13 protein-coding genes are annotated in these 23,687 nt (G+C 34.8%); 8 read left to right on the plus strand and 5 right to left on the minus strand.

Annotated elements, in window-relative coordinates:
- Positions 1-2: 2 nt before the first annotated feature.
- From pdhA to porU, 4 genes are all read right to left on the minus strand, one after another.
- Entirely contained in the window at positions 3-1,001 is a 999-nt protein-coding gene (gene pdhA, locus FLACOL7796_RS05265; RefSeq protein WP_173969782.1) for a pyruvate dehydrogenase (acetyl-transferring) E1 component subunit alpha, read from the minus strand.
- 158 nt (positions 1,002-1,159) lie between these two features.
- Entirely contained in the window at positions 1,160-1,642 is a 483-nt protein-coding gene (gene cdd, locus FLACOL7796_RS05270) for a cytidine deaminase (protein ID WP_173969783.1), read from the minus strand.
- Between the two features lie 77 nt (positions 1,643-1,719).
- Entirely contained in the window at positions 1,720-2,925 is a 1,206-nt protein-coding gene (gene porV / locus FLACOL7796_RS05275) for a type IX secretion system outer membrane channel protein PorV (RefSeq protein WP_173969784.1), read from the minus strand.
- Between the two features lie 40 nt (positions 2,926-2,965).
- A complete protein-coding gene (gene porU, locus FLACOL7796_RS05280) occupies positions 2,966-6,802 on the minus strand; it encodes a type IX secretion system sortase PorU (protein WP_173969785.1) in 3,837 nt (1,278 codons plus the stop codon).
- Between the two features lie 213 nt (positions 6,803-7,015).
- On the opposite strand from porU, the gene gldJ reads away from it, so the two are divergent.
- Positions 7,016-8,701, plus strand: a complete 1,686-nt coding sequence (gene gldJ / locus FLACOL7796_RS05285) for a gliding motility lipoprotein GldJ (RefSeq protein WP_173969799.1) — start codon at positions 7,016-7,018, stop codon at positions 8,699-8,701.
- A gap of 109 nt (positions 8,702-8,810) precedes the next feature.
- Positions 8,811-10,097 carry a UDP-N-acetylmuramoyl-tripeptide--D-alanyl-D-alanine ligase gene (locus FLACOL7796_RS05290; protein ID WP_173969786.1) on the plus strand — a complete coding sequence of 429 codons (1,287 nt, stop codon included), beginning with the start codon at positions 8,811-8,813 and terminating at the stop codon, positions 10,095-10,097.
- Positions 10,098-10,134: 37 nt separating this feature from the next.
- Here the strand turns inward: FLACOL7796_RS05290 and FLACOL7796_RS05295 are convergent, their stop codons facing one another.
- Positions 10,135-13,005 carry a triple tyrosine motif-containing protein gene (locus FLACOL7796_RS05295; protein WP_173969787.1) on the minus strand — a complete coding sequence of 957 codons (2,871 nt, stop codon included), beginning with the start codon at positions 13,003-13,005 and terminating at the stop codon, positions 10,135-10,137.
- Positions 13,006-13,350: 345 nt separating this feature from the next.
- Here FLACOL7796_RS05295 and FLACOL7796_RS05300 point away from each other — a divergent pair, with 345 nt between their 5' ends.
- The 6 genes from FLACOL7796_RS05300 (at position 13,351) to FLACOL7796_RS05325 (ending at position 23,609) form a co-directional block, all read left to right on the plus strand.
- The gene (locus FLACOL7796_RS05300; protein WP_173969788.1) at positions 13,351-16,515 is read left to right on the plus strand and encodes a SusC/RagA family TonB-linked outer membrane protein; all 3,165 of its coding nucleotides are present in this window, start codon (positions 13,351-13,353) and stop codon (positions 16,513-16,515) included.
- Positions 16,516-16,530: 15 nt separating this feature from the next.
- Positions 16,531-18,048, plus strand: a complete 1,518-nt coding sequence (locus tag FLACOL7796_RS05305) for a RagB/SusD family nutrient uptake outer membrane protein (protein WP_173969789.1) — start codon at positions 16,531-16,533, stop codon at positions 18,046-18,048.
- 10 nt (positions 18,049-18,058) lie between these two features.
- Complete coding sequence (locus FLACOL7796_RS05310) at positions 18,059-18,949, plus strand: hypothetical protein (RefSeq protein ID WP_191408306.1); 891 nt, start codon at positions 18,059-18,061, stop codon at positions 18,947-18,949.
- 150 nt (positions 18,950-19,099) lie between these two features.
- The gene (locus FLACOL7796_RS05315; RefSeq protein ID WP_173969791.1) at positions 19,100-20,554 is read left to right on the plus strand and encodes a glycoside hydrolase family 30 protein; all 1,455 of its coding nucleotides are present in this window, start codon (positions 19,100-19,102) and stop codon (positions 20,552-20,554) included.
- A 93-nt stretch (positions 20,555-20,647) separates the two neighbouring features.
- Complete coding sequence (locus FLACOL7796_RS05320) at positions 20,648-22,114, plus strand: glycoside hydrolase family 30 protein (protein ID WP_173969792.1); 1,467 nt, start codon at positions 20,648-20,650, stop codon at positions 22,112-22,114.
- A gap of 22 nt (positions 22,115-22,136) precedes the next feature.
- A complete protein-coding gene (locus FLACOL7796_RS05325; RefSeq protein WP_173969793.1) occupies positions 22,137-23,609 on the plus strand; it encodes a glycoside hydrolase family 30 protein in 1,473 nt (490 codons plus the stop codon).
- The last annotated feature ends 78 nt before the right edge of the window (positions 23,610-23,687 follow it).

Raw genomic sequence — 23,687 nt, forward strand, 5'->3', positions numbered from 1 at the left:
TATTATAGTTTATGAGGTGTGAATGGATAGTCTTCTTGTGCGTATACTACATCGTATAATTGTTCTAATTCAGGATATGGAGATTCTTCAGCGAATTTCACACATTCTTCAACCAAGTCTTTTACTCTTTGGTCAATTACTTCAATTTCTTCTTCTGTAGCATACTTTTGATCCATAATTACATCTAAAACCTGAGTAATAGGGTCAATTTTTTTGTATTCTTCAACCTCTTCTTTAGAACGGTATAATTGTGCATCAGACATAGAGTGTCCTCTGTAACGGTACGTTTTCATTTCAAGGAAAGTTGGTCCGTCACCACGACGAGCTCTGTCAATAGCTTCAGTCATTGCTTCAGCAACTTTTACAGGATTCATTCCGTCAACTGGTCCGCAAGGCATTTCATATCCTAAACCAAGTTTCCAGATATCAGTATGGTTTGCAGTTCTTTCTACAGAAGTTCCCATTGCATAACCGTTGTTTTCAACGATAAATACAACTGGCAATTTCCATAGCATAGCCATGTTGAAAGCTTCGTGAAGAGAACCTTGCCTTGCAGCACCATCACCAAAATAGGTCATAGTAACTCCGCCAGTTTCAAAATATTTATCAGCAAAAGCTAAACCAGCTCCTACCGGAATTTGTCCACCTACGATTCCGTGTCCTCCGTAAAAACGGTGTTCTTTAGAGAAAATGTGCATAGAACCTCCCATACCTTTAGAAGTTCCTGTTGCTTTTCCTAAAAGCTCAGCCATTACACGTCGGGGATCAACTCCCATACCAATTGGTTGTACGTGATTTCTGTAAGCAGTAATCATCTTGTCTTTAGTCAGGTCCATAGCGTGCAAAGCACCCGCTAGTACAGCTTCCTGACCATTATATAGGTGTAAAAAACCTCTAACTTTTTGTTGAATGTATAATGCTGCAAGTTTGTCTTCAAACTTTCTCCAAAGTAGCATGTCTTCGTACCACTTTAAATATACTTCTTTTGTAACTTCTTTCATCTGAATTCTTTCTTTTGCTAAAGTTTGTTTGTGTTATCAATTGTTGCCTATAACGCAAAATAGTTTCCTCCCACAAATTTGCGCCCGAAAGGTCGGGATGCAAAAATAAGACATTCCTATTAAGAAGTAAAATTTAAAAGGGACTTTTTGGCTTTTTTTTACAAGAACTTTTTATCAAACATAAAAGGAAGCAAATTTTTTAGGGATGCTGATTTATAAACCTGACCAATTTCGCCCATAAAATAGATTTCTATTGGGGTGTCTTGCCTGATTTCGTATTCGGCAATAGATTGGCGGCAAGAACCACACGGCGGAATTGGCGCTGTAGTCTGATTCGTATCTGAAGCTGCTGTAATAGCAATTTTTAGAATTTTGGCTTCAGGATAAACGCTTCCGGCATGAAAAATGGCAACTCTTTCGGCACATAATCCAGATGGATAAGCGGCATTTTCCTGATTTGATCCCAAAACTATTTTTCCGTTATCTAATAATAATGCAGCTCCAACTCTAAATTGAGAATAGGGTGCGTATGCTTTTTTGCGAATTTCTACAGCCTCATTCATTAAATCCTGAATGTCTTGTGAGAGTTCTTGTAAAGTATTGAAAACTATAAATGATGATGTAATGCTAATTTCTTTCATTCTTTTTATGGGAAAAAAAATCCAAATCTCTAAAAAGTAGAAATTTGGATTGTTATTATTTTTATTGTTTTATTCGTTTAGTAAACTTCGTATTTGTCGCCAAAGTTAAAGGTTAAAGAAAAGCGAAGTGTATTTTCTAAAGGATTTTTGATTTTTGAGGCTGAAAATAAATAAGAAACGTCAAGTTTTACTACATTATATTTGAAACCTGCTCCTAAAGAGAAAAACTGAACGCCTCCTTTTTGTGGGCTTTGGTGGTAATATCCTGCTCTCATCGAAAAAGCATCCTGATAAGTATATTCTCCGGCTACACTATAGGTGATTTCTTTTAATTCTTCGCTAAAACCACCTGGAGCATCTCCAAATGATTTAAAAATTCCGGAAACCCAACCGATATCATTGTAGTTTTTGTAGTTCATGGCATTTGCCTGTTCCTGAGAAATTTCTCCCGGATCATTATAATCACCATCTCCGTTTAAATCTACCGGAGTTCCAGGTCCCGGAGGAGTAGGTACTAAAAGTTTGGTAAACTCTACGCTTAGTCCCACTTTATTGTAGTCGTCCAGAATGAAGTCAAATCCACCACCTACTCTTAAGTTGGCCGGTAAAAAGTTTGAACTTAAGTCATCGTTGTCGTAGCTTATTTTTTGTCCAAGGTTTTGCATATTGAAACCCGCTCTCCATCTTCCGTTAAAGTCAGAATAAGCAATTTCTTCAGATTGGTAAAAACCTGCAATGTCAACTGCAAAAGTGCTGGCTGCCGAAGCATCGACATCTTCTGAAGCAATTTTTAGATTTGAATTGATGAATCTTGCTGCAACTGCCATCGAGAATGTTTCACTTAATTTCAAAGAATAAGATCCGTCTAAGGCAAATTCATTTGGTGATACTATTCTGGCAGCTTCATTTGGATCTCCGGTTGTTCTTAACTCGATATCTCCAAAACCAAAATAGCGAAGACTTCCTGCGAAGGCACTTCTTTCATTAATTTTGTTGTAATACGTTACCTGACCTAGCGAAATGTCATTTGCTAAATCTGTTAAGTAAGGAGTGTAACTAATAGAAAACCCTTGCTTATCTACTGAAAAAGCGTATTTCGCCGGATTCCATTGTTGAGAAAATGCATCTGCTGATGTGGCTACACCCTGATCAGCTAAACCTGCTGCTCTGGCATCTGCTGCAACTAATAAAAAAGGAACTCCCGTTGTAATAGGTCGGTTGTCCTGGGCCTGTGCTTTAAAAAGAATAAAAGAACAAATTAAAAGTAGTGATATTTTTTTCATTTAGGGACTTAATGTATTTATGATACAAATATATATAATATTATAAGATGACAAGCTTTTCGTATTTTTCTGCCTTTTTATTTGTCAAATTAGATCTGACCGTAAGTTTATAAATATAAACACCTTTTCCTATCCGGTCGCCAAAATCATCTTTTCCGTCCCAGGTTATTTCTCTCGATAAGAACCCTTCTGTGGTGATGACCTGGTTTTTTGTCCAGACTACTTTTCCTGTAATAGTCATTACCTGAACCTGCACATCCAGGGGTTCGTAAGGTCTGTTGTGTGAAAACCAAAACTGCGTATAAGTAGAAAAAGGATTAGGATAATTAAGAACGTGAGTAAGTGTTAGCGATTCATCTCCAACAACTATAAACTGTATTTCGCTTGTAACCGGATTGTTATATACATCCCAGGCCGTAAAACTTATAGTGTGCATACCGGGAGCTAAATTTCTTAACGGGAAACGCAAATTTCCGTTAGTATAATCGTCTAATTTTGTTTGATAATAATCATTCAAAATATAGGGATTACTAACGTCTCCGTCCAGAATTGCTACAATGTCATGCCCGATTCCGCTTGCTGTATTTATGCCATTTTCATCTTCCAGAAACGCCAGTAAAAAAGGCGATTCGTTTGTGGTACCACCGGATACAAAAGTTTCATCGTTCATATATAACTTAACTTTCGGACTTATATTGTCCTGAGGTGCATTTTCATTTATTCCTCCTATTTTTATGGTGGTATTGTAGCCGGTTTGATTTTCCAAAGCCTGATTTTTTTTCGAATAAAAACTAATTCGGCCATAATCAACAGGAACACGAATATCTCGTGGTACAACAAAGCTAAATTCGAACTGGCCATTGGTTACGGATGCATTACCTCTAAAGATTGTTTCTCCTAGTATTTTAAATGACATTGCAGGACTATAACCATCATTATTTAGGGTAGTTGTGGTGATTAATTTGTCGAAAATTGCCGTTGCCAATTCGCCATTATAATTACTTAAAAGATTATTATTTTCGTCGGTAATCTCGCCTGAAATTTTAATTTTTGCCAAAGATTTAAAATCCGGAATTGTTTGTGAAATCACAACATCGTTAACTTTTGTTAGATTAATTTTTGGTTTCGGAATTGCTAGCATCAGGGCAGGATCTCCAATATAAAAAATGACATTACTGGCAGAACTTGGATTTTCGTTTTTAGAAATTCGAAGCGCTTCGGCGATGCTGGTGTATTGATTAGATCCGTACGAAAGCAGGTTTTTGCTTAAACTGTCATTAAAATCTTCCGCATTAAATTGTCCTATGGCACGAATGGTTGTTAGCATAGAAATTGCGCCGCCTTTCGGATTCCAAAAAGTGTATTCTCCGGCTGTAGGCCTTGTAGGATCATCAAATCTTGAAAACTCACAAGTTATGGTTATAAATAAAGGATACTTATATTGATTGTTTAGGTTTTGACCGTCTGATTTTTCCCAGATGCGTTCGCTTGCCAGGCCATCTTCGCCGCCATGACCTAAATAATTAAAGATTAAAGCGCCTTTTTCGAAAGCGTTAAATAAATCAGTTCTTGCTTTAGGATACCTTGATCCTCCGGCAGAAGCTTCTTGTGTGTAGGCATCCAGAATGATTTTGTCTACATTTAAAAAAGGTTTTTGAATACCTATATTATCCGCCAGATTGTTTTGATGAAATTGTAATGTTGCGTCTGAGGTCTGGTCAGAATCATCACTTACCATAACAATGTTATTGCGCCAGTTTCCGTAGGATTTCGTGTCGTGGTATTCCAGTACTTTATTGATCATTTCGCCTGCCTGTGCATTGTCGGAAACTAACATTCGGCCAACTGCAATATCAATTCCGCCAAAAGGAGAAACGACCACTCCTTCATTATTGTCCATTAGGCCGTAAAAGTCATCAGATGCAAATGAAGCTTCTCCGGTCGAGTTGCTAATTACAGATTGATATATAGGTACAATATTATTGTTATTTATAATTCTGTCTTTATAATCAAAAGAAGCATCTCCAAATAAATTGAGGTATTTTATTTTCTTATCTGGTGATGATGCATTGTCGTAAATGTATTTGATGCAATTTCGTATAGCGGCAATATCTTGTTTTCCGGAAGAAAATTCCTGATAGATATTTTCTAATGCAATTACTTTTACATTTAAATTAGAATGTGTTCTATGAAAATTGGCTAGTTTTTCGGCTTGAGAAACTAAAAATTTTGGCGTAACTATGGCATAATCGATATCCTGAAAGTTGTTTTGGTTATTCTTGAAAAGTGTTCCTTTCAAATTTTGATTGGCAATTTTTGATTGGTTTTCTTTTAAAGGAGTAAAAAAATCAGTGGCATCAATTGCGACATATTTTCTAACTTCTCCTAAAGAAGCTTTAAAGCTAAAAGTTGCCTGATTGCTGTTTTCTAATTTTGATATATTATATAGGTCTGTAATATCCCAAATTTGAGAAATTCCCGAGGCATTACCTAAAGTATAATTTACGATTCCGGCGGTTGAACCGGCTAAGTCGTATTGAAATTTAAATTGTTTTCCTGTACCTAATAATTTTCTTTTAGCGATTAAATTGATGTAGTCCAGATATCCTTTTGATCCCGGAACACTGTTATTATTATAGGTAAGTTTTATTTTTATGTTTTCGGCACCTGTAAACGTGCTGTTTGAGGGCAGCTTTTGCGTGTAAAATTTTAGTTCAGAATTAGAAACTAATGCCTGAAAATTAATAGTACCAATATTTTGACCATTGGCAGCAACAGTAAATGAGGTCGGAGTAAAGGCGGCCGAAGCTGCATTGACTTCTATTTTTACGGGAACTGAAGTTTCGATGTTCGGAAAGTTGAATTGAAATTCCTGTTCCTGATTAATGTCAAATGATTCTCCAAACCATTGACGGCCTAAATGAGCAATGTTGGTTTTATCGATTTCGTGAAATTGATAGTCGTCAAAAGTGTTTAATTCTAGGGTGCTGTTTCCAGTTGGCTGATTGAAATTTGAGATACGCTTTCCTTCGTTGCCAGTGACAGTAATGTAATAATAAGATCTTGTGGCGTATAAGTTAAGATTGGTTTGGCTTTCAGTGCTCCAATTTTCGATTCCTTCGCCGTAAAAAAGAATATAATCTTCGTTATTAAAGATTCCGTCGTTTTCTCCAATAATCTGTATGGCATTTTCTGCTAAATCCTCAGGGTAATACGTGCTGTTGGCCAGAGGAAGCATTTTTCCGCCGTTTCCATAGATCTTAATTCTTCTTGGATCTACTTTTGAAGGGTCGAACCCAAGGCTTTGCAAAAATGACTTCGAAATTTTATAAACACCTGATTTTTCAATATAAAAACGATACCAGTCTCCGGAAGCTAAAACTGAATTGTAAACGGAATTTGATTTTTGAAAAGTAGAAGAATTACTGCTTTTTGACGCAGAACTGCTTGTTGAATAAGAGAATGACCGGATTCGCTTATAGTTATTGCCTTCCTTTATTATAGGTGATAACGACAGGAAAGTTTGTTTTGTATCTCTGGAAATAGTTGTTTTTAACGTTTCATTTGGTTTTTCGGGTATGTTTTCGAGTGATAGGTCTCCCAAGTCGGTAACTGAAACCGATTCGTAAATTACGTTTGTAATTTGTACGGAATTATTGTTGGAAGAGCCCGATTCGCTTAGGTTTAGTAATAAGCTTATGTTTTTTTTAGTAGTATCGTATCGGAAACTGCCTCCTGAAAAGTATGGTATTTTGATTTTTGATTCGCCAAAACTCATCTCTTTTTTATTTTGCCAATCTAGCGTAAAGCTCCAATTTACCTGAGAAAATGAGATGAACGGAATTAAAAAAAGGTATAAGTATAGGGCTTGTTTCATTGGTATGTAAAACCGTTTTAAATTAAAAATATTTTAGTAAGTAAAAATATAGTATTTCATGTTATAGTAAATAATAAAAAGTATATTTTTGCGTTCGTAACTATAGGTTATTTTCTGGTAAAAAACAGCTAAATAAAATTATTAGAACAGATGTTGCTAATTAAATGTTAATTATTATATTGCAGCACCTAAATTTATCACCTAAGAATGAGTATGAAAGTAAACAAAATTGTAGTCTTGCAATTAATGATGTCAATGATATTGATGTTGGGCACGGCTAGTTGTAGCAAAAAATCGAGTTCCAGTCGTGCTTCCAGAGCAACTGGTTGGGATGTAGATAGTCAGAATGGAACGGCTGCTAGAAATGCAGGCAAAAAACAACAGGCTGGTCCTGGTTTAGTTTTTGTTGAGGGAGGTACATTTACAATGGGTAAAGTACAGGATGATGTTATGCACGATTGGAATAACACGCCAACCCAACAACACGTTCAGTCATTCTATATGGATGAAACCGAGGTTACGAATGGTATGTACTTAGAATACCTGGAGTGGTTAAAGAAAGTTTTCCCTCCAACAGAAGAAAATTACAAAAACATATACGAAGGAGCATCTCCGGATACGCTTGTATGGAGAAATCGTTTAGGATATAACGAAACGATGACTAATAACTACTTAAGACATCCATCTTATGCAAATTACCCTGTAGTTGGTGTTAACTGGATTCAGGCTGTTGAATTTGCTAAATGGAGAACTGATCGTGTAAACGAAGCAGTTTTAGAGAAAAACGGTTACCTTAAAAAAGGAGCTAAAACTCAGGATGTAAGCGCTGAAAGTATCTTTAATACAGAAGCTTATGTTGCATCTCCAAGTACTACTTACGGTGGTAATGAAGAGCTTGTTTTAAAGAAAAATCCAAACGGAAGAAGACCAAAAGCTGGTAAAGACGGTGTAGTTCCGGAAGAAAAAAATGTTTACGCACAACGTTCTTCAGGTATTATCTTGCCAGAATACAGACTTCCTACAGAGGCAGAATGGGAATATGCTGCTGCTGCAGATGTTGGACAAAGAGAATACAATATATATAAAGGACAAAAGAAATATCCTTGGTCTGGAGATTATACACGTTCATCTAAACGTAAAAACAAAGGAGATCAATTGGCTAACTTTAAACAAGGAAACGGTGATTACGGTGGAATTGCAGGTTGGTCTGATGATGGTGCGGATATTACAAATGCTGTAAAAAGCTATGCACCGAATGATTTTGGATTATACGATATGGCAGGAAACGTAGCCGAATGGGTTGCCGATGTTTACAGACCTATTATCGATAATGAAGCGAATGATTTTAACTACTTTAGAGGAAATCAATATGCTAAAAACAAAATTGGTAAAGACGGTAAAATCGAAATTATTACTAAAGATAATATCCAATACAAAACTTTAAGTAACGGTAAAAAAGTTGCAACAAACTTACCAGGAGAAATTGCTCAGGTTCCGGTTGACGAAAACGAAACTTACTTGAGACAAAACTTCACTACAAGTGATAACATCAACTATAGAGATGGTGATAAACAATCATCTAAATATTTTGACTTTGGAGATTCTGAGTCAGGAGCTAAAGCTGATCAGTCAATGTACAACTCTCCTAAACACAATGTAACAACAGACAGTTTAGGTCAAATGGTTAGAAAATATGATAGCTCTAGTAAACGTACTACATTAATCGATGATAATGTAAGAGTTTACAAAGGTGGTTCTTGGAGAGATAGAGCTTATTGGTTAGATCCTGCTCAAAGAAGATATTTCCCTCAGGATATGGCAACAGATTACATCGGATTTAGATGTGCTATGTCTAGAGTAGGTGCAAAAGCTGAAAAAAGAAAATCGCCTAGAAACTAAATTCTAGAAAATTCAATAAAAAAAATTCCAAATTCCAACTGATTTACTCAGCTTTTGGAATTTGGAATTTTTTTATTGCTTATTTTATAATATGTAAATATTTTTATAAATGAATATTCAGGACATTCATAACTTGTTTTTGCAATGTAAATCAGTTTCAATTGATACAAGAAAGATTGAAAACGATTCTATGTTTTTTGCTATCAAAGGCGAAAATTTTGATGCAAATACCTTTGCTGCAACAGCATTGGAATTAGGTGCTTTATTTGTTATTGTTGATAATGCAGCTTATATTATCGATGAGAGAACAATTCTTGTCGAAAACAGCTTAGAAACTTTGCAGGAACTGGCAAAGTTTCATCGTACTTATCTTAAACTGCCTATTATTGCCTTAACGGGAAGTAATGGTAAAACGACGACCAAAGAACTTATAAATGTTGTTATTGGAAAGAAATACAAAACCAAAGCTACAGTAGGTAACTTAAACAATCACATTGGTGTTCCGTTGACTTTATTGTCTTTTACTAAAGAAACAGAAATAGGTATTGTTGAAATGGGGGCAAATCATAAAAAAGAAATTGAATTTTTATGTGAAATTGCTCAGCCTGATTATGGTTATATTACCAATTTTGGTAAAGCTCATCTTGAAGGTTTTGGTGGAGTTCAGGGTGTTATTGAAGGTAAAAGCGAAATGTATCAATATCTGGCAAAAAATAACAAATTAGCTTTTGTAAATCTTGAAGATTCTATTCAGATAGAAAGATCTGCAGGAATACAATCCTTTACTTTCGGAATAAATAACGATACTGCTGACTTAAAAATCAAAAATATCAAAGCCAATCCTTTTGTTGCTATAGAGTATGATAATTTTAGTGTAGAATCGCATTTAATTGGGCTTTATAATGCCAATAATATTAATGCGGCTATTGCGATAGGATATTACTTTAAAGTTACCGAGGCGGATATGAAACAAGCAATTGAGACCTATATCCCTGAGAATAACAGATCGCAATTGTTAAGAATTGATTCTAATCAGATTATTCTGGATGCCTATAATGCTAATCCTAGTAGTATGGCTGTTGCGATAACTAACTTTTTGCAATTAGAAAATCAAAACAAAGTGATGATTTTGGGTGATATGTTTGAGCTGGGTGATGAAAGTCCGCAGGAGCACAAATTAATTGTAGATTCTTTATTGAAGCAGAATGAGTCCGAGTGTTATTTGATAGGTAAATCATTTTATGAAAATAAAGTTACTAAAGATAATATTCAGTTTTTTGAAACCTTTGATGCTTTTGTCGAATACCTTAAAACAAGACATTTTAGCGAAAATACAATCCTCGTAAAAGGATCCAGAGGAATGGCCTTAGAGCGCACTCTGGAATATATTAAATAAAACAAAAGCCATCCTGATCAAGATGGCTTTTTTGTTTTTATATGCTCATTAAGAAGCCTATTAGATTTTCCTTTTTATTTAAACCGAGTTTTTTTCGTAATCGGTAACGGGCTAATTCGACACCTCCTGTAGAAATATTCATAATTTCGGCTATTTCTTTGGTCGACATATTCATCAATAAATAAGTAGACAAATCGAGTTCACGAGGCGAAATTGTGGGATATTTTTCCTTCAATCTTTTTAAGAACTCAAAATGAACGTTTTTAATGTGTTTTTCTAAGTCTTTCCAGCTTTTATCTGTATTTACTTCTTTTACAATGCTTTTGTTTAATTTACTCACCTGAAATTTTGTCGAATCGTCAAGCGCTTCAACGTCGATTTCTTTAAGTTTATGAATAATTCCATTCAGGATTTTGTTTTTCTTTACAACCTGCAGAGAGTTGTTTACCAGTTCTTTATCCTTTGCTAAGATTTTAATCTGAAGTTTGTCACTTTTTAGTTTTTCAATTTCTTTTTCAAGATCAAATTGTTCTTGTCTTATTTTAGATTCTTTCTCAAGATATAATCTACGCTGTTCGATCGTTTCGTAGTATTTGTTTTTACGAATTTTCATTTTTACCCTTGCGGAAATTAGATATATGCCTACGATAATGAGTATAAAATAAATCATAAAGGCTAAAAAGTGTCGGTACCAAGGTGGAGATACCATAAATGAAAGTGTCGAAGGTTCAGATTGAATCCCGTAACTGTTTCTGACTTTTACCTTCATCGTATATTCGCCTTCTCTTAAATTGGTATATTCTTTTATCGAAATTGTCGACCAATTGCTCCATTTGTCATCAAAAGGCTCTAATTGGTAAGAGAATTCCACAGTCTCAAGATTTTCATATATAGGAGATGAAAATGTAAAACGTACATGGTTTGACGAGTAAGGTATACGAATGTTTTCGATCTTATTTTGATTGTTTCCCAAAACAATTGTGTCGCCGGGAAATGAAAAGCTCCTAATGAAAGCTTTAGGCTTGGTTACAAAATTGTTGAGTAATTCAGAATCGTAATGGGCCAAACCGTCTGTTAATCCTATAAAAATGTTTTTTGAGTCGATTGTGTTTACAGATAAATAACTGCTCACCAAATTGCCGGTTAAGTTAGAGAAAGGTGCAACAACATTTTTATAATGATTATTTTGTTTCATTAGTACGCCTAAAGATTCATCGAATGCATACCACAAATTCGATTGCGAATCTTCGCTCAAAGCGTTTATAATTGGAATATTTTTGAATAATGCGGATAAATTTTTGTCTTCATAAAACAAATCCTGTTCTTTTGAAAATTTGAAAAAGTGATTGTTGGTCTGAAAGTATATTTTTCCGTCTATTTTTTGAAGGCTTCCAATGTTTTTATATTTAGGAGATAATTGACTTATTTTTTTGATGGTTATAAATCGTGTCAAATCGCTGCTAAGCTGCATTTTGTATATAGATTCATCCTTTTTAAGCCATAAATAAGAATCATCAAGCTCAAAACTATTAGAAGATTTATCGAAACCAGCGATTTGATTTTTGAATACCAGTCCGTTTCCTGTTTTTTGAAAAATGGCAAATCCGTCGTAATTAGAACCAATAAAGTATCCGGGATGATTGGGCATACTTTTGAATCCGAAATATCCTTTAGTATCTATAATATGTGTTACTCTTCCGCCTTGTATTGCTAGAGCTCCTCTATTGTTAGAACAGATAAGTTCATTATCAATAACCTGAACATTCCATGATTGTGCAGTAGTTCCTTCAACAAGTTTAAAAACATCTTCCTTAAAACTATTGTTCCAGGCATGATAAAAAACACCCTGATTTGTCGCTACATATAGGTTTCCCTGATGAATTACAGAAGCATAGACGGTACTAATGTCATAACTGAACCCAAAATAAGTAAACGGAGAGCTTTCGTTTAAAAAAGCTATACCGTTGTCCAGTCCAAGCCACAAGTTATTTTTGTTGTCAATAAAAGAGGTGAGGACTGTATTGTTTTGTAATCCTTTCTTTCTGTTTACATGCTGAATTATTTTACCATTAAAATCACAAATAATGATTCCGTCAAGTACTGAGTTTAAAACAATAAATTTTTTGTTTATGATGGCGCCTCCTAAAGAGTTGTTTTTCCTGACAAAATTATTCGCTTCAGTTTCCCACGGTTTAACGGTATTGTTTTCGTACATAAATAATCCTTTTTCGAGCGTTATGATAAGTATTTTCTCTTTTGATAAGGAATACATTCCCCATATTTCGGTATTATTTAAAACTGTAGTATTAGGTAAAGGATATAATTTGTCATTTCGGTACTCTAAAATACCTTTTTCGACATCCTGAAAGTAAAGTTTGTCATTAACTACAAATGAAAATTGGAATCGCTTAGGCGCTTTTAGGATCGATAATTTTCCGTTTTTTAAAATATAGGCCCGTGCAAAAGACTGAAAAATAGTCTCATTATTTAAAGTGTGGATCTTCCAGATAAAATCGATGATTTTGATTTTGTTTTTATCTACTTTTTGGGCTAATGATGTGTATTCTAGTTTTCCTTTATTGTTTGTTTTAAAGTACCCAAACTCATTGTATCCGCCAACGAAAATTTTCCCTGAGTCATCAATTTTTAAACATCGTACAGAAGTGTGATTAGGTAGTGGATATTTTCGCCATGACGATCCGTCGAATTGAAAAAGACCATTATTGTTCGCAAAATATAAGTTTCCGTTTTTATCCTGACCAATATTCCAGTTTTGTGTCCCTCCTTTATATTCATTTCGTTTGTAATTTCTTACGTCTGGAAGACCTATACTTTTAACCTGGCCAAAAAATGTAATTGAGAATAATGTAAAAAAAGTTATAATAAAATATGATTTTATCAATTGCATGGGTTTTTGGTTTTTTTTAAATTTTTAATAGTTAATTATCTCTTTTGTAGTGTTTTATGTTTTGTTTTTCTCTACTATCACGATGTAGGAAGCTGTTTTTTTTATAAAAATAAGCATTCTAATAGTAGTGTAGTGTTTATTTTTATAATTAACATTTTGATAACATCTTAAATTTTGTTTTTAAATATTTGTAAATCAATATTTTATATAAAATTTGATGTGTTTTTGTAATGTAATAAAATTTGATTTGATGTGTTTTTGTAGTGAAAATTAGTTGCGGGTAGTGAAAAATTAACATTATTATTGCATCAAATTACTAATTAATTAACCAAAATTTTTAGAAAAATGAAATTAACAAAATTACTTATTTTTTGTGTTTCGTCTTTGTTATTCTCGGTTATAGCTGTGGCCCAGGATGTCACAGTAAGTGGAATAATAAATGATGAAAGTGGAATGCCAGTTCCAGGCGCAACTATTCTATTAAAAGGTACTACAAAATCAACTGCATCAGATTTTGATGGGAAATTTCAGTTGCAAGTTCCTTCAAATGGAGTTTTAACAATTACTTTTATTGGTTATGCTACAGTTACTGAAGCTATAAACGGAAGAACAAAATTATCGGTTCAATTAAAACCTGAATCACAATCACTAAATGAAGTTGTTGTTGTTGGATACGGTACTCAAAAGAAAACAGTAGTAACAGGAGCGATCTCTAAAGTAAGAGCTCAGGATATCGAAAATTTACCGATAACGAGAGTTGAACAAACTTTACAAGGTAGGGTTTCAGGGGTTACAGTTGCAGCAAGTTCAGGACAACCTGGAGCTTCTTCTACTATTCGTGTGCGTGGTATCACTACATTAGGAAACAATGATCCTTTATGGGTTATAGATGGTGTAGTAGTTGATGCGGGAGGAATAGGTTACTTAAACCAGTCTGATATCGCATCTATGGAGGTATTAAAAGATGCAGCTTCTCAAGCTATTTATGGTGCAAGAGCAGCAGCTGGGGTAATTATCGTTACGACTAAAAAAGGAAAATCAGGTAAAATGAGTGTAAGCTATAATGGTTATACTGGCTTTTCTGGTCCTGCAAGAAAATTAGATCTTTTAAATGCTACTCAATATGCAACTTTGCAAAATGAAAAGTATGCAAATGGATATGTTAAAAAGAATGCAACTGATACATTCAAATTGCCTTTCGATAGTCCTACTTCATCATATGGTGTAGGTACAAATTGGCAATCAGAAATTTTTAATGATAGTGCAGCACGTATAGGTCAAGAATTAAGCTTATCCGGAGGTAATGATGTATCTACTTTTTATGTATCTTTTGGTCTTTTAGATCAAGAAGGTATTGTAACAACAGATATTTCTCATTACAACAGAAAAAATATTCGTTTAAATTCTACTCACAAAATAACTAAATGGATGACTTTTGGTCAGACTTTAGGTTTTTCTAGAGAAAAAACAGTAGGATTAGGAAATACAAATAGTGAATTTGGAGGACCATTAAGTTCTGCAATCAACTTAGATCCAATCACTCCTGCTATTGTAACAGATCCTACTATGGCTGCAAATGCACCTTATTCTGTAGGTATCGACGGGAAAGGTAAAGGAATTTTAAGAGATGCGAACGGAAACCCTTACGGTGTTTCGACTATGGTTACTCAGGAAATGTCTAATCCATTAGCTTATACGCAAACAAGATTAGGAAACTACAACTGGGCAGATAACTTTGTTGGAAATGCTTACTTAGAAATTGAGCCAATAAAAGGATTAAAATTCAGAACAACTGTAGGGGGTAAATTAGCGTATTGGGGTTATGAAAACTTCACACCAGTTTCTTACCTGAACTCAACAAATATTACACAGGTTAATAACCTTTCAAGAAATACCAATCAAGGTTTTGGATGGAATATTGAGAATGTTGCTTCTTATACAAGAAGTATAGGTGATCACAACTTTAGCGTATTAGTAGGTCAGGGAGCATATGTAGACAATAGAAATAGCGGTACTACAATTACGTATACTAACTTACCAGTAGATAGTTATAAAGATGCATCTTTTAACTTTGACTTGCCAAAAGATCAAATTAATGCTACAGCCAGTACAGGAAATGAGCATAGAGTAACTTCATTATTCTCAAGATTAACTTATGACTACAAAGAAAAATATTTATTGACAGGTATTATTCGTAGAGACGGATCTTCAAGATTTGGATCAAACAATAAATATGGAACATTCCCATCATTCTCATTAGGTTGGGTTCCTTCAAAAGAAGCATTTTGGATTGAAAATAAAGTTGTAAACCAATTAAAATTCAGAGGAGGTTACGGTGTAACTGGTAATGATAATATTGGAGATTTCAAATATTTAGCAACTATTGGAGACGGTCGTAACTATACAATTGGTACATCTGGATCTGTAACTATTGGTAACAGCCCTAATGCACCATCAAATCCAGATTTAAAATGGGAAGAAACAAGCCAAACTAACATTGGTTTTGATGCTACTATTTTTTCTGACTTCAATTTATCATTTGACTGGTACATTAAAAAAACTACTGGAATTCTTCAAGATATTTTATTACCAGGTTATGTTGGTTCAGGAAACCCAACAGGAAACGTTGCTGACATGCAAAATAAAGGTATCGATTTAGAATTAGGATGGCGTAAAAAATTAGGACAGGTAAATATAGGTTTAAGTGGAAACGTATCTTACCTGAAAAATGAAGTAACATTTTTAGGACGTGGAGTTGGTTTCCTAGCATCAGGAGAACAATTTAAAGCGATGACATTTGATATTACAAGAACACAGGTAGGACAAGCTTATGGATCTTTCTACGGATTTCAAACAGCAGGTATTTTCCAAAACCAAGCTGAAATTAATGCGTACAGAAATGCTTCAGGAGGATTAATTCAACCTGATGCTAAACCGGGAGATTTCCGTTGGACAGACATAAACGGAGATGGTCAGATTACTCCGGATGACAGAAAATTTCTTGGCAGCCCAATACCAAAATATACTTTTGGATTTACAGTTAATTTAGATTACAAAAATTTCGATTTAATGATCTTTACTCAGGGAGCGACAGGAAACAAGATTTTCCAGGGGTTACGTAGGTTAGATATCGACAATTCTAATTTTCAGACTAAAGCTTTAAGCCGTTGGACAGGAGAAGGTACATCGAATACTTATCCAAGATTAACATCTGATGATACCAACAAAAACTTTAATAATCCATCTGATTTCTATCTTGAAAAAGGAGATTATGTAAGAATCAAAACAATTCAACTTGGTTATTCATTGCCAACTAAAACGATCAGTCAAATTGGTTTAGACAAAACAAGAGTTTATTTAACAGGTGAGAACTTATTCACTTTTACTAAATATACTGGATATGATCCTGAAATTGGAGCAAATAGTGCCTCAGGAAATGTTATGGGGATCGACAGAGGTATTTATCCTCAGGCAAGAACTTTCATGCTGGGAGTTAATTTACAATTTTAATAAAAAACAAGAATCATGAAACTAAAAAATATAAAATATTCACTTGTTGTTTGCGGTGCACTATTTACTGCCCTTTCGTGCAGTGAGGATTTTTTAACTGTAGAGCCGAAAGGAACTTCCCTAGAGGCTAATTATTACAAAAATGAAAGTCAGGCTTATGCAGGATTAGTGGCCGTTTATGATATAATTGGTAAACAATCTAAAGGATTTGAAAATATGATCTGTATGATGAATGCAGGTTCAGATGATTTTAATGCAGCTGGTGGTGGTGCTACAGATGGTGTAGGAATACATTCATTTGCAGATTATTCTATTAGTCAGTCTACAATTCCGGGTAGTTTTTGGGGAGATTTTTATCAGGGAATTTTTAGAGCGAACGTATTGCTTCAAAAATTACCGGCAGTACCTATGGATGAAGCTAAAAAAGGAAGATTTGCAGCTGAAACCAAAGCGTTACGTGCTTACTATTATTTTGAATTAGTTCGTACGTTTAGAAATATACCATTGATATTGGAGCCAATTAAAACAGCTGATATATTCAATGTAGTTCAGGTTGCTCCGGAAGCAATTTATGCACAAATCGAAAAAGATTTGAAAGAAGCGATTCCGGGTTTACCTGTTAAAATTACAAATATGACCGAGGAAGCTGGTCGTTTATCTCAGGGAGCAGCAAAAGCATTGTTAGGAAAAGTGTATTTGTACGAAGGGAAAAACGCATTATCAGCAGCAGAATTTGCTGATGTAAATGGTACTCCTGGAGGAACAAGTATGTACGGATATAAATTGGTAGATAAATTTGCTGATTTATGGAAAGTAAGCAACAAATTTAACTCAGAAGCTATTATTGAAATTGTTCACACTGACAAAAGTAATGCCGATTGGGGCTTTTGGGGTGGTGGAAAAGATGAAGGGAACTCTGTTTGTATCATGGTTGGACCTAGGGGATATAATAGAATACTTCCAAGTGCACCGGACTACGTTTCAGGATGGAGTTTTAATACTGTAAGACAAGGTTTATATGATGTTCTAAAAGGAGATCCTCGTTTTGATGCTACTATTCTTGATATGAAAGCGATGACGGATGCTGGGCAAGCAAAATGGTCACCTAACTATGATGATACAGGATATTTTCTTAAGAAATTCATGCCTTTAAACTCAGATACTTCTACAGGTAGTGGAGCAACAGCTTTAAATTATAAGCAAGATGTTTATGCAATTCGTTTGGCAGATACTTATTTAATGGAAGCTGAAGCATTAGGCGGTACAGGAGCAAGAGCGCAAGCGTTACTTGATGCTGTAAGAGCACGTGTAGGTTTAGGATCAATTCCGGTTTCTTTGGATGCAATCGCATTAGAAAGAAGAAAAGAATTAGCTGGAGAAGGACACCGTTGGTTCGATTTAGTAAGAACAGGAAAAGCTGCTGCAGCTTTGGCATCTAAAGGATTCAAGGCAGGTAAAAATGAAATTTGGCCAATTCCTTTCAAAGAATTAGAAAACACTAAAATTGTTCAAAACCCTAATTATAACAATTAAATAAAATCATATGAGTTTAAATATAATTTTTAAAAAGAGTATATATCTAATGTTCGCTCTCGCAACATTAGGTTCAATAATAGTAAGTTGTGAGCCTGATACAGCAAGTGAAGGCAATGGATTGGAAGACCCAAATGTTGATCCTTCATTTACAATTACTCCTGTAGCAGGAAAAAATAATACCTACTTATTAGTGTCCGGTACAAAAAACGTGCTGAATTCTTACTGGAAAGTTGGTAAAGCTGAGTATTACGGAAAAATGGAGTTGGAAGTTTTTTTAGCTGATAGAGGAAAATATACAGTAGTACATACTGCTGTAGGCCGTGGTGGAAAAACTAATACTGCAACGAAAGAAATTATTATTGTAAAAGCTGATCCTGAAAAAGGAAATTTAGTAGAAGGTAACAACTTTGCAGATGCAGCAGAACAATCACAGTGGACGAATTTGCACCTTAACACTAATGGGTTAGCAACATGGACATTTACTCCTGGATTTGCAACTATAAACGTAAGCGGAACCTCAAATCAGGAGGCAATTTATCAGGCAATTGATGTTGTAAAAGATAAAGAATACTTAATAGATATGCATGTAAGCGCAACAAGTGGTTCTGAGAATTTTGTGTTTGAAGTATTCGCTGGAAAAACAGTACCAACTGCCGGAGTACCATATACAGACAATAAAGTTATGGGACTTGCTTCTGCTGAAGGTTGTGGAAAACAAGCTTTTGACGGGAAATTATCAGCTGTAGGATGCGTAAAAAACAGTGCTTTAGATAATACAGTAAGTAATGTTGTAAAATTCACTGAAACAGGTAAAATCTATTTAGTAATAAAAAGTGGTGGAGATGCATTTACTCCAACAGGAATAAAAGTTACCGAAGTAGAGCTTCGAGGAAAATAAGTTTAAGTTAAGTTTAAGTTTGGTTGTAAATAGCCCATAATCAGTATGAGTATGGGCTATTTTTTAAATCCGTAAGCTGGCGGAAACTTTTTTTAGTGGAGACGAGTTCACAAAAAGTTTCAATTTAGAATTTTAAAAAAATAAGGAAGAATGAAAAAAAATAGTTTAAAAGCGCTATGTTTTTTGTTTTCGTTAGCGGCCTTTGCCCAACAACCCAAAACAAAAAAAGAGTTTACAACCCATGGAAAAAAGATAACAGTTTATACCACAGCTGAAAATTCAAATTTAAGAATAACCTCTACAGATAATCTAACCTTTACTGCCGCTAAACAACCTCTGGAAGTAGAAACAGCTGTTTTTGTAGAACCTGCAAAAAAGTTTCAGACTTTTATAGGAATTGGAGGAGCTATTACAGATGCGAGTGCCGAGATATTCGCTAAACTTTCAAAAGAAAAACAAACAGAATTTTTGAATGCCTACTACGATAAACAAAAAGGAATAGGCTATTCATTGCTAAGAACCACGATACAAAGTTCTGATTTTAGCAGTGGAAGCTATTCTTATATCAAAGAAGGAGATAAAGAATTAAAAACGTTTACTATTGAACACGATAGAGAATTTCGTATTCCGTTAATTAAAAAAGCCATTCAGACTGCAGGCGGTAAATTAATGACCTATGCTGCACCATGGTCTCCAAATGCTTTTATGAAAAGCAACGGAAACGTATTAAAAGGCGGGACATTACTACCTGAATATTATCAAACCTGGGCAAATTTTTATGCTAAATTTATAAAAGAGTATGAGAAAGAAGGAATTCCAATTTGGGGAACCTCTACTCAAAATGAACCAATGGCCGTTCAAACCTGGGAATCTTGTATCTATACAGCAGAAGCAGAAAGAGATTTTATTAAAAATTTCCTTGGACCGACATTAAAAAAAGAAAAACTGGGCAATGTAAAAATTATCGCCTGGGATCATAATCGTGATTTAATGAATTACAGAGCAAATGTAATTTACTCTGATCCGGAAGCTTCAAAATATGTTTGGGGAATGGGATTTCACTGGTACGAAACATGGTCAGGAGGATCGTCAATGTTTGAAAATGTTGCAAAAGTAAACGAAGCATATCCAGATAAAGGTTTAATGTTTACAGAAGGATGCGTTGAAAAATTTGATGCTACAAAATATCAATTTTGGGGTAACGGAGAAAGATACGGTATCTCTATGATTAATGATTTTAATAACGGAACTGCCGGATGGACAGACTGGAATATTCTTCTGGATCAAAACGGAGGTCCTAATCATGTTGGTAATTTTTGTTTCGCGCCAATTCATGCTGATACAAGAACAGGAGAGTTAATTTACACTCCATCATACTATTATATTGGGCATTTTTCAAAATTCATTCGCTTAAATGCAAAAAGAGTAAGCTCAGCAGTAAGCAGAAGTGCTTTATTAAGTACATCATTTTTGAATGCTGATGGTACAATGGCTACAATTGTCATGAACCAAACTGATAAAGCAATTGACTATAAACTAATTATAGGTGCTGAACAATCAGTAGTTAAGATTCCTGCACATGCAATACAAACGCTTGTGTATTAATGTTTTGTTAGTAATAAAACGAGGGCTGTTCTGAATGAATCATCCAGATTAGCCCTCAATTTAATTTAAATTAAATCGTTTTTTGAAAGTACAATGAAAATCATCAATAGAATTTTAATAGCCCCAATACTAGTTCTGCAATTAATTTGTTCTTCATCAAAAGTTGTTGGACAAAATGCTCATACATCCAAAAAAAATAAAAAAATAGAGGTTTATACTACTGCCGAAAACACAAATCTGAGATTATCATTATCTAATAATTTCATTTCAAAACCAACTTCACAACAAAAAACTTCAACAGTATCTATAAATTTAGATCCTGACAAAACAGACCAGACTTTTCTCGGAATTGGTGGAGCTATAACTGATGCAAGTGCTGAAGTTTTTGCCAAACTATCACCTAAAAATCAACAAGAGTTTCTTACCGCTTACTACGATAAGAACAAAGGAATTGGCTATTCTTTGGCCAGAACAAATATTCACAGTTGCGATTTTAGCAGCGACAGCTATACCTATGTTCAGGAAGGAGATAAAGATTTAAAAACCTTCAATATCGATCACGATAGAAAATACAGAATTCCATTAATCAAAAAAGCAATTGAAACAGCCGGCGGGAAATTAACTTTATTTGTTAGTCCATGGAGTCCCCCAGCTTTCATGAAAGACAATAATGATATTTTGCACGGCGGCGTTTTATTGCCTGAGTTCGCCCAGTCATGGGCAAATTATTATGCTAAATTTATAAAAGCATACGAAAAAGAAGGAATTCCGATTTGGGGATTAACGATTCAAAACGAGCCAATGGCAAAACAACGTTGGGAATCTTGTATTTATACTCCCGAAGCAGAAAGAGATTTCCTGAAAAATTTTCTTGGGCCCACTTTAGAAAAAGAAGGACTTGGTGCTAAAAATGTTATCATTTGGGATCACAATCGTGGAGATATGCTAACCACAAGAGCCAATCTTGTGTTTTCAGATCCTGAGGTTTCTAAATATGCATGGGGAATTGGATTTCACTGGTACGAAACCTGGAATGGCGGTGCTCCAAAATTCGAATCGGTAGGAGAGGTTCACAAAGCATTTCCGAATAAAAATTTAATATTTACCGAAGGTTGTATAGAAAAATTCGATGCAACTAAATTTCAGTTCTGGGGAAATGCAGAACGATACGGACTTAATATGATTAACGATTTCAATAACGGAACCGTTGCCTGGACAGACTGGAACATCCTCTTAGACCAGAACGGAGGACCAAATCATGTGGGGAATTTTTGTTTTGCGCCAATTCACGCTGACACCACAAAAGATGAGTTAATTTACACACCAATGTATTATTATATCGGACACCTTTCGAAATTTATTCGCCCTGGAGCAAAAAGAATAATTCAAACCATAAGCGATAAAAATTTAATAAGCACTTCATTTAAAAACTCTGACGGCAAAATAATTACAATTGTCATGAACCAATCAGATAAGGAGATTGTTTATACCCTAATGAACCACGATTTGCAAAACACTATAACTATCCCGGCACATGCTATGCAAACTATTGTATACTAAGTGCTAAACTAAAAACTATAAAATGAAATTAAACTTTAAAAACACCATAAAAGTATTGTTCCTGGCTCTGGCAGTTTTTGCTCAGGCAAAATGCTCTTCGTCTAGTGATGCTGCTGATCCGGTGGTGAAACCACCAGTAGTAACTCCTCCGGTTGTAGTAACAAACGATGTCGATTTTTGGCTTACCAAAGGAGACCAAAGCGTATTACTGGCAAAACAAACCGGCGTTTTAGGATTTGGCACCACTAGTAATTCATATGCAAATATTGAAGTAAATGCTGCCCAAAAATACCAAACTGTAGACGGTTTTGGATATACTTTAACCGGCGGAAGCGCTGATGTCATTTATAAATTAACAGCAGCCAAAAGAACTGCACTTTTGCAGGAATTGTTTGGTTCGGGAGAGAATTCTATTGGCGTAAGTTATATTAGAATCAGTATTGGAGCTTCTGATTTGAATGCATCTCCTTTTACTTATGATGATCTTCCAACCGGAAGTACTGATTTAGATTTAGCGAAATTTAGTTTAGATAAAGATAAAACAGGAGTAATTGCTCTTTTAAAAGAAATTCTGGCCATTAATCCTAAGATTTTAATTTTAGCCACGCCTTGGTCAGCTCCGCTTTGGATGAAAGATAAAGACAGTTTTATTGGAGGAAGATTACAAACTCAATATTACGATGTTTACGCAAAATATTTTGTAAAATACATTCAGCAAATGAAAGCGGAAGGAATTGTTATTGATGCCGTAACGCCTCAAAACGAACCGCTTCACGGCGGAAATAATCCAAGTATGGAAATGTCGGCATTAGAGCAAACCAATTTCATTAAAAATAACTTAGGTCCGGCGTTTAAAGCGGCCAACATTGCGACAAAAATTATTTCATACGATCATAATTGTGATAAACCAGAGTACCCAAAAGCAATTTTAGCAGATCCGGTAGCAAATCCTTTTGTTGATGGTTCAGCATTTCACTTATATGCCGGAGATATCAGTGCACTTTCAAATGTTTATAATGCATATCCGGATAAAAATATTTATTTCACAGAACAATGGACTTCTTCTACAGGTGATTTTGGCGGAGATTTAAAATGGCATCTTAAAAATGTAATCATTGGTTCAATGCGCAACTGGAGCAGAAATGCATTAGAATGGAATTTAGCCAATAACGCCTCTTTCGGGCCGTACACTGCAGGCGGATGTAATAGCTGCAAAGGCGCATTAACAGTAACATCAAACGAAGCTTTTCAGCGTAATGTAGCCTATTATATTATAGCACACGCTTCTAAATTTGTTCCGGCCGGATCAGTACGAATTGCAAGTAATATAAGTGGGAATTTGCAAAATGTAGCTTTTATTACGCCATCAGGATCGAAAGTTTTAATTGTTGAAAATGACGGACAAGCGGCTGAAATATTTAATATTAAATTCGACGGTAAGTGGGTAACTACTTCTTTGCAAGGGGGATCTGTAGCCACTTATACCTGGAAATAATTTAAAATTCTGAAAGTTTCTTCGCTAAAGAGAAAACTCAACAGAAGGGCAAATTCACGTAAAATTATTCTGTAAGAA

This window comes from Flavobacterium bizetiae, from assembly GCF_902804475.1.
GTDB lineage: Bacteria > Bacteroidota > Bacteroidia > Flavobacteriales > Flavobacteriaceae > Flavobacterium > Flavobacterium bizetiae.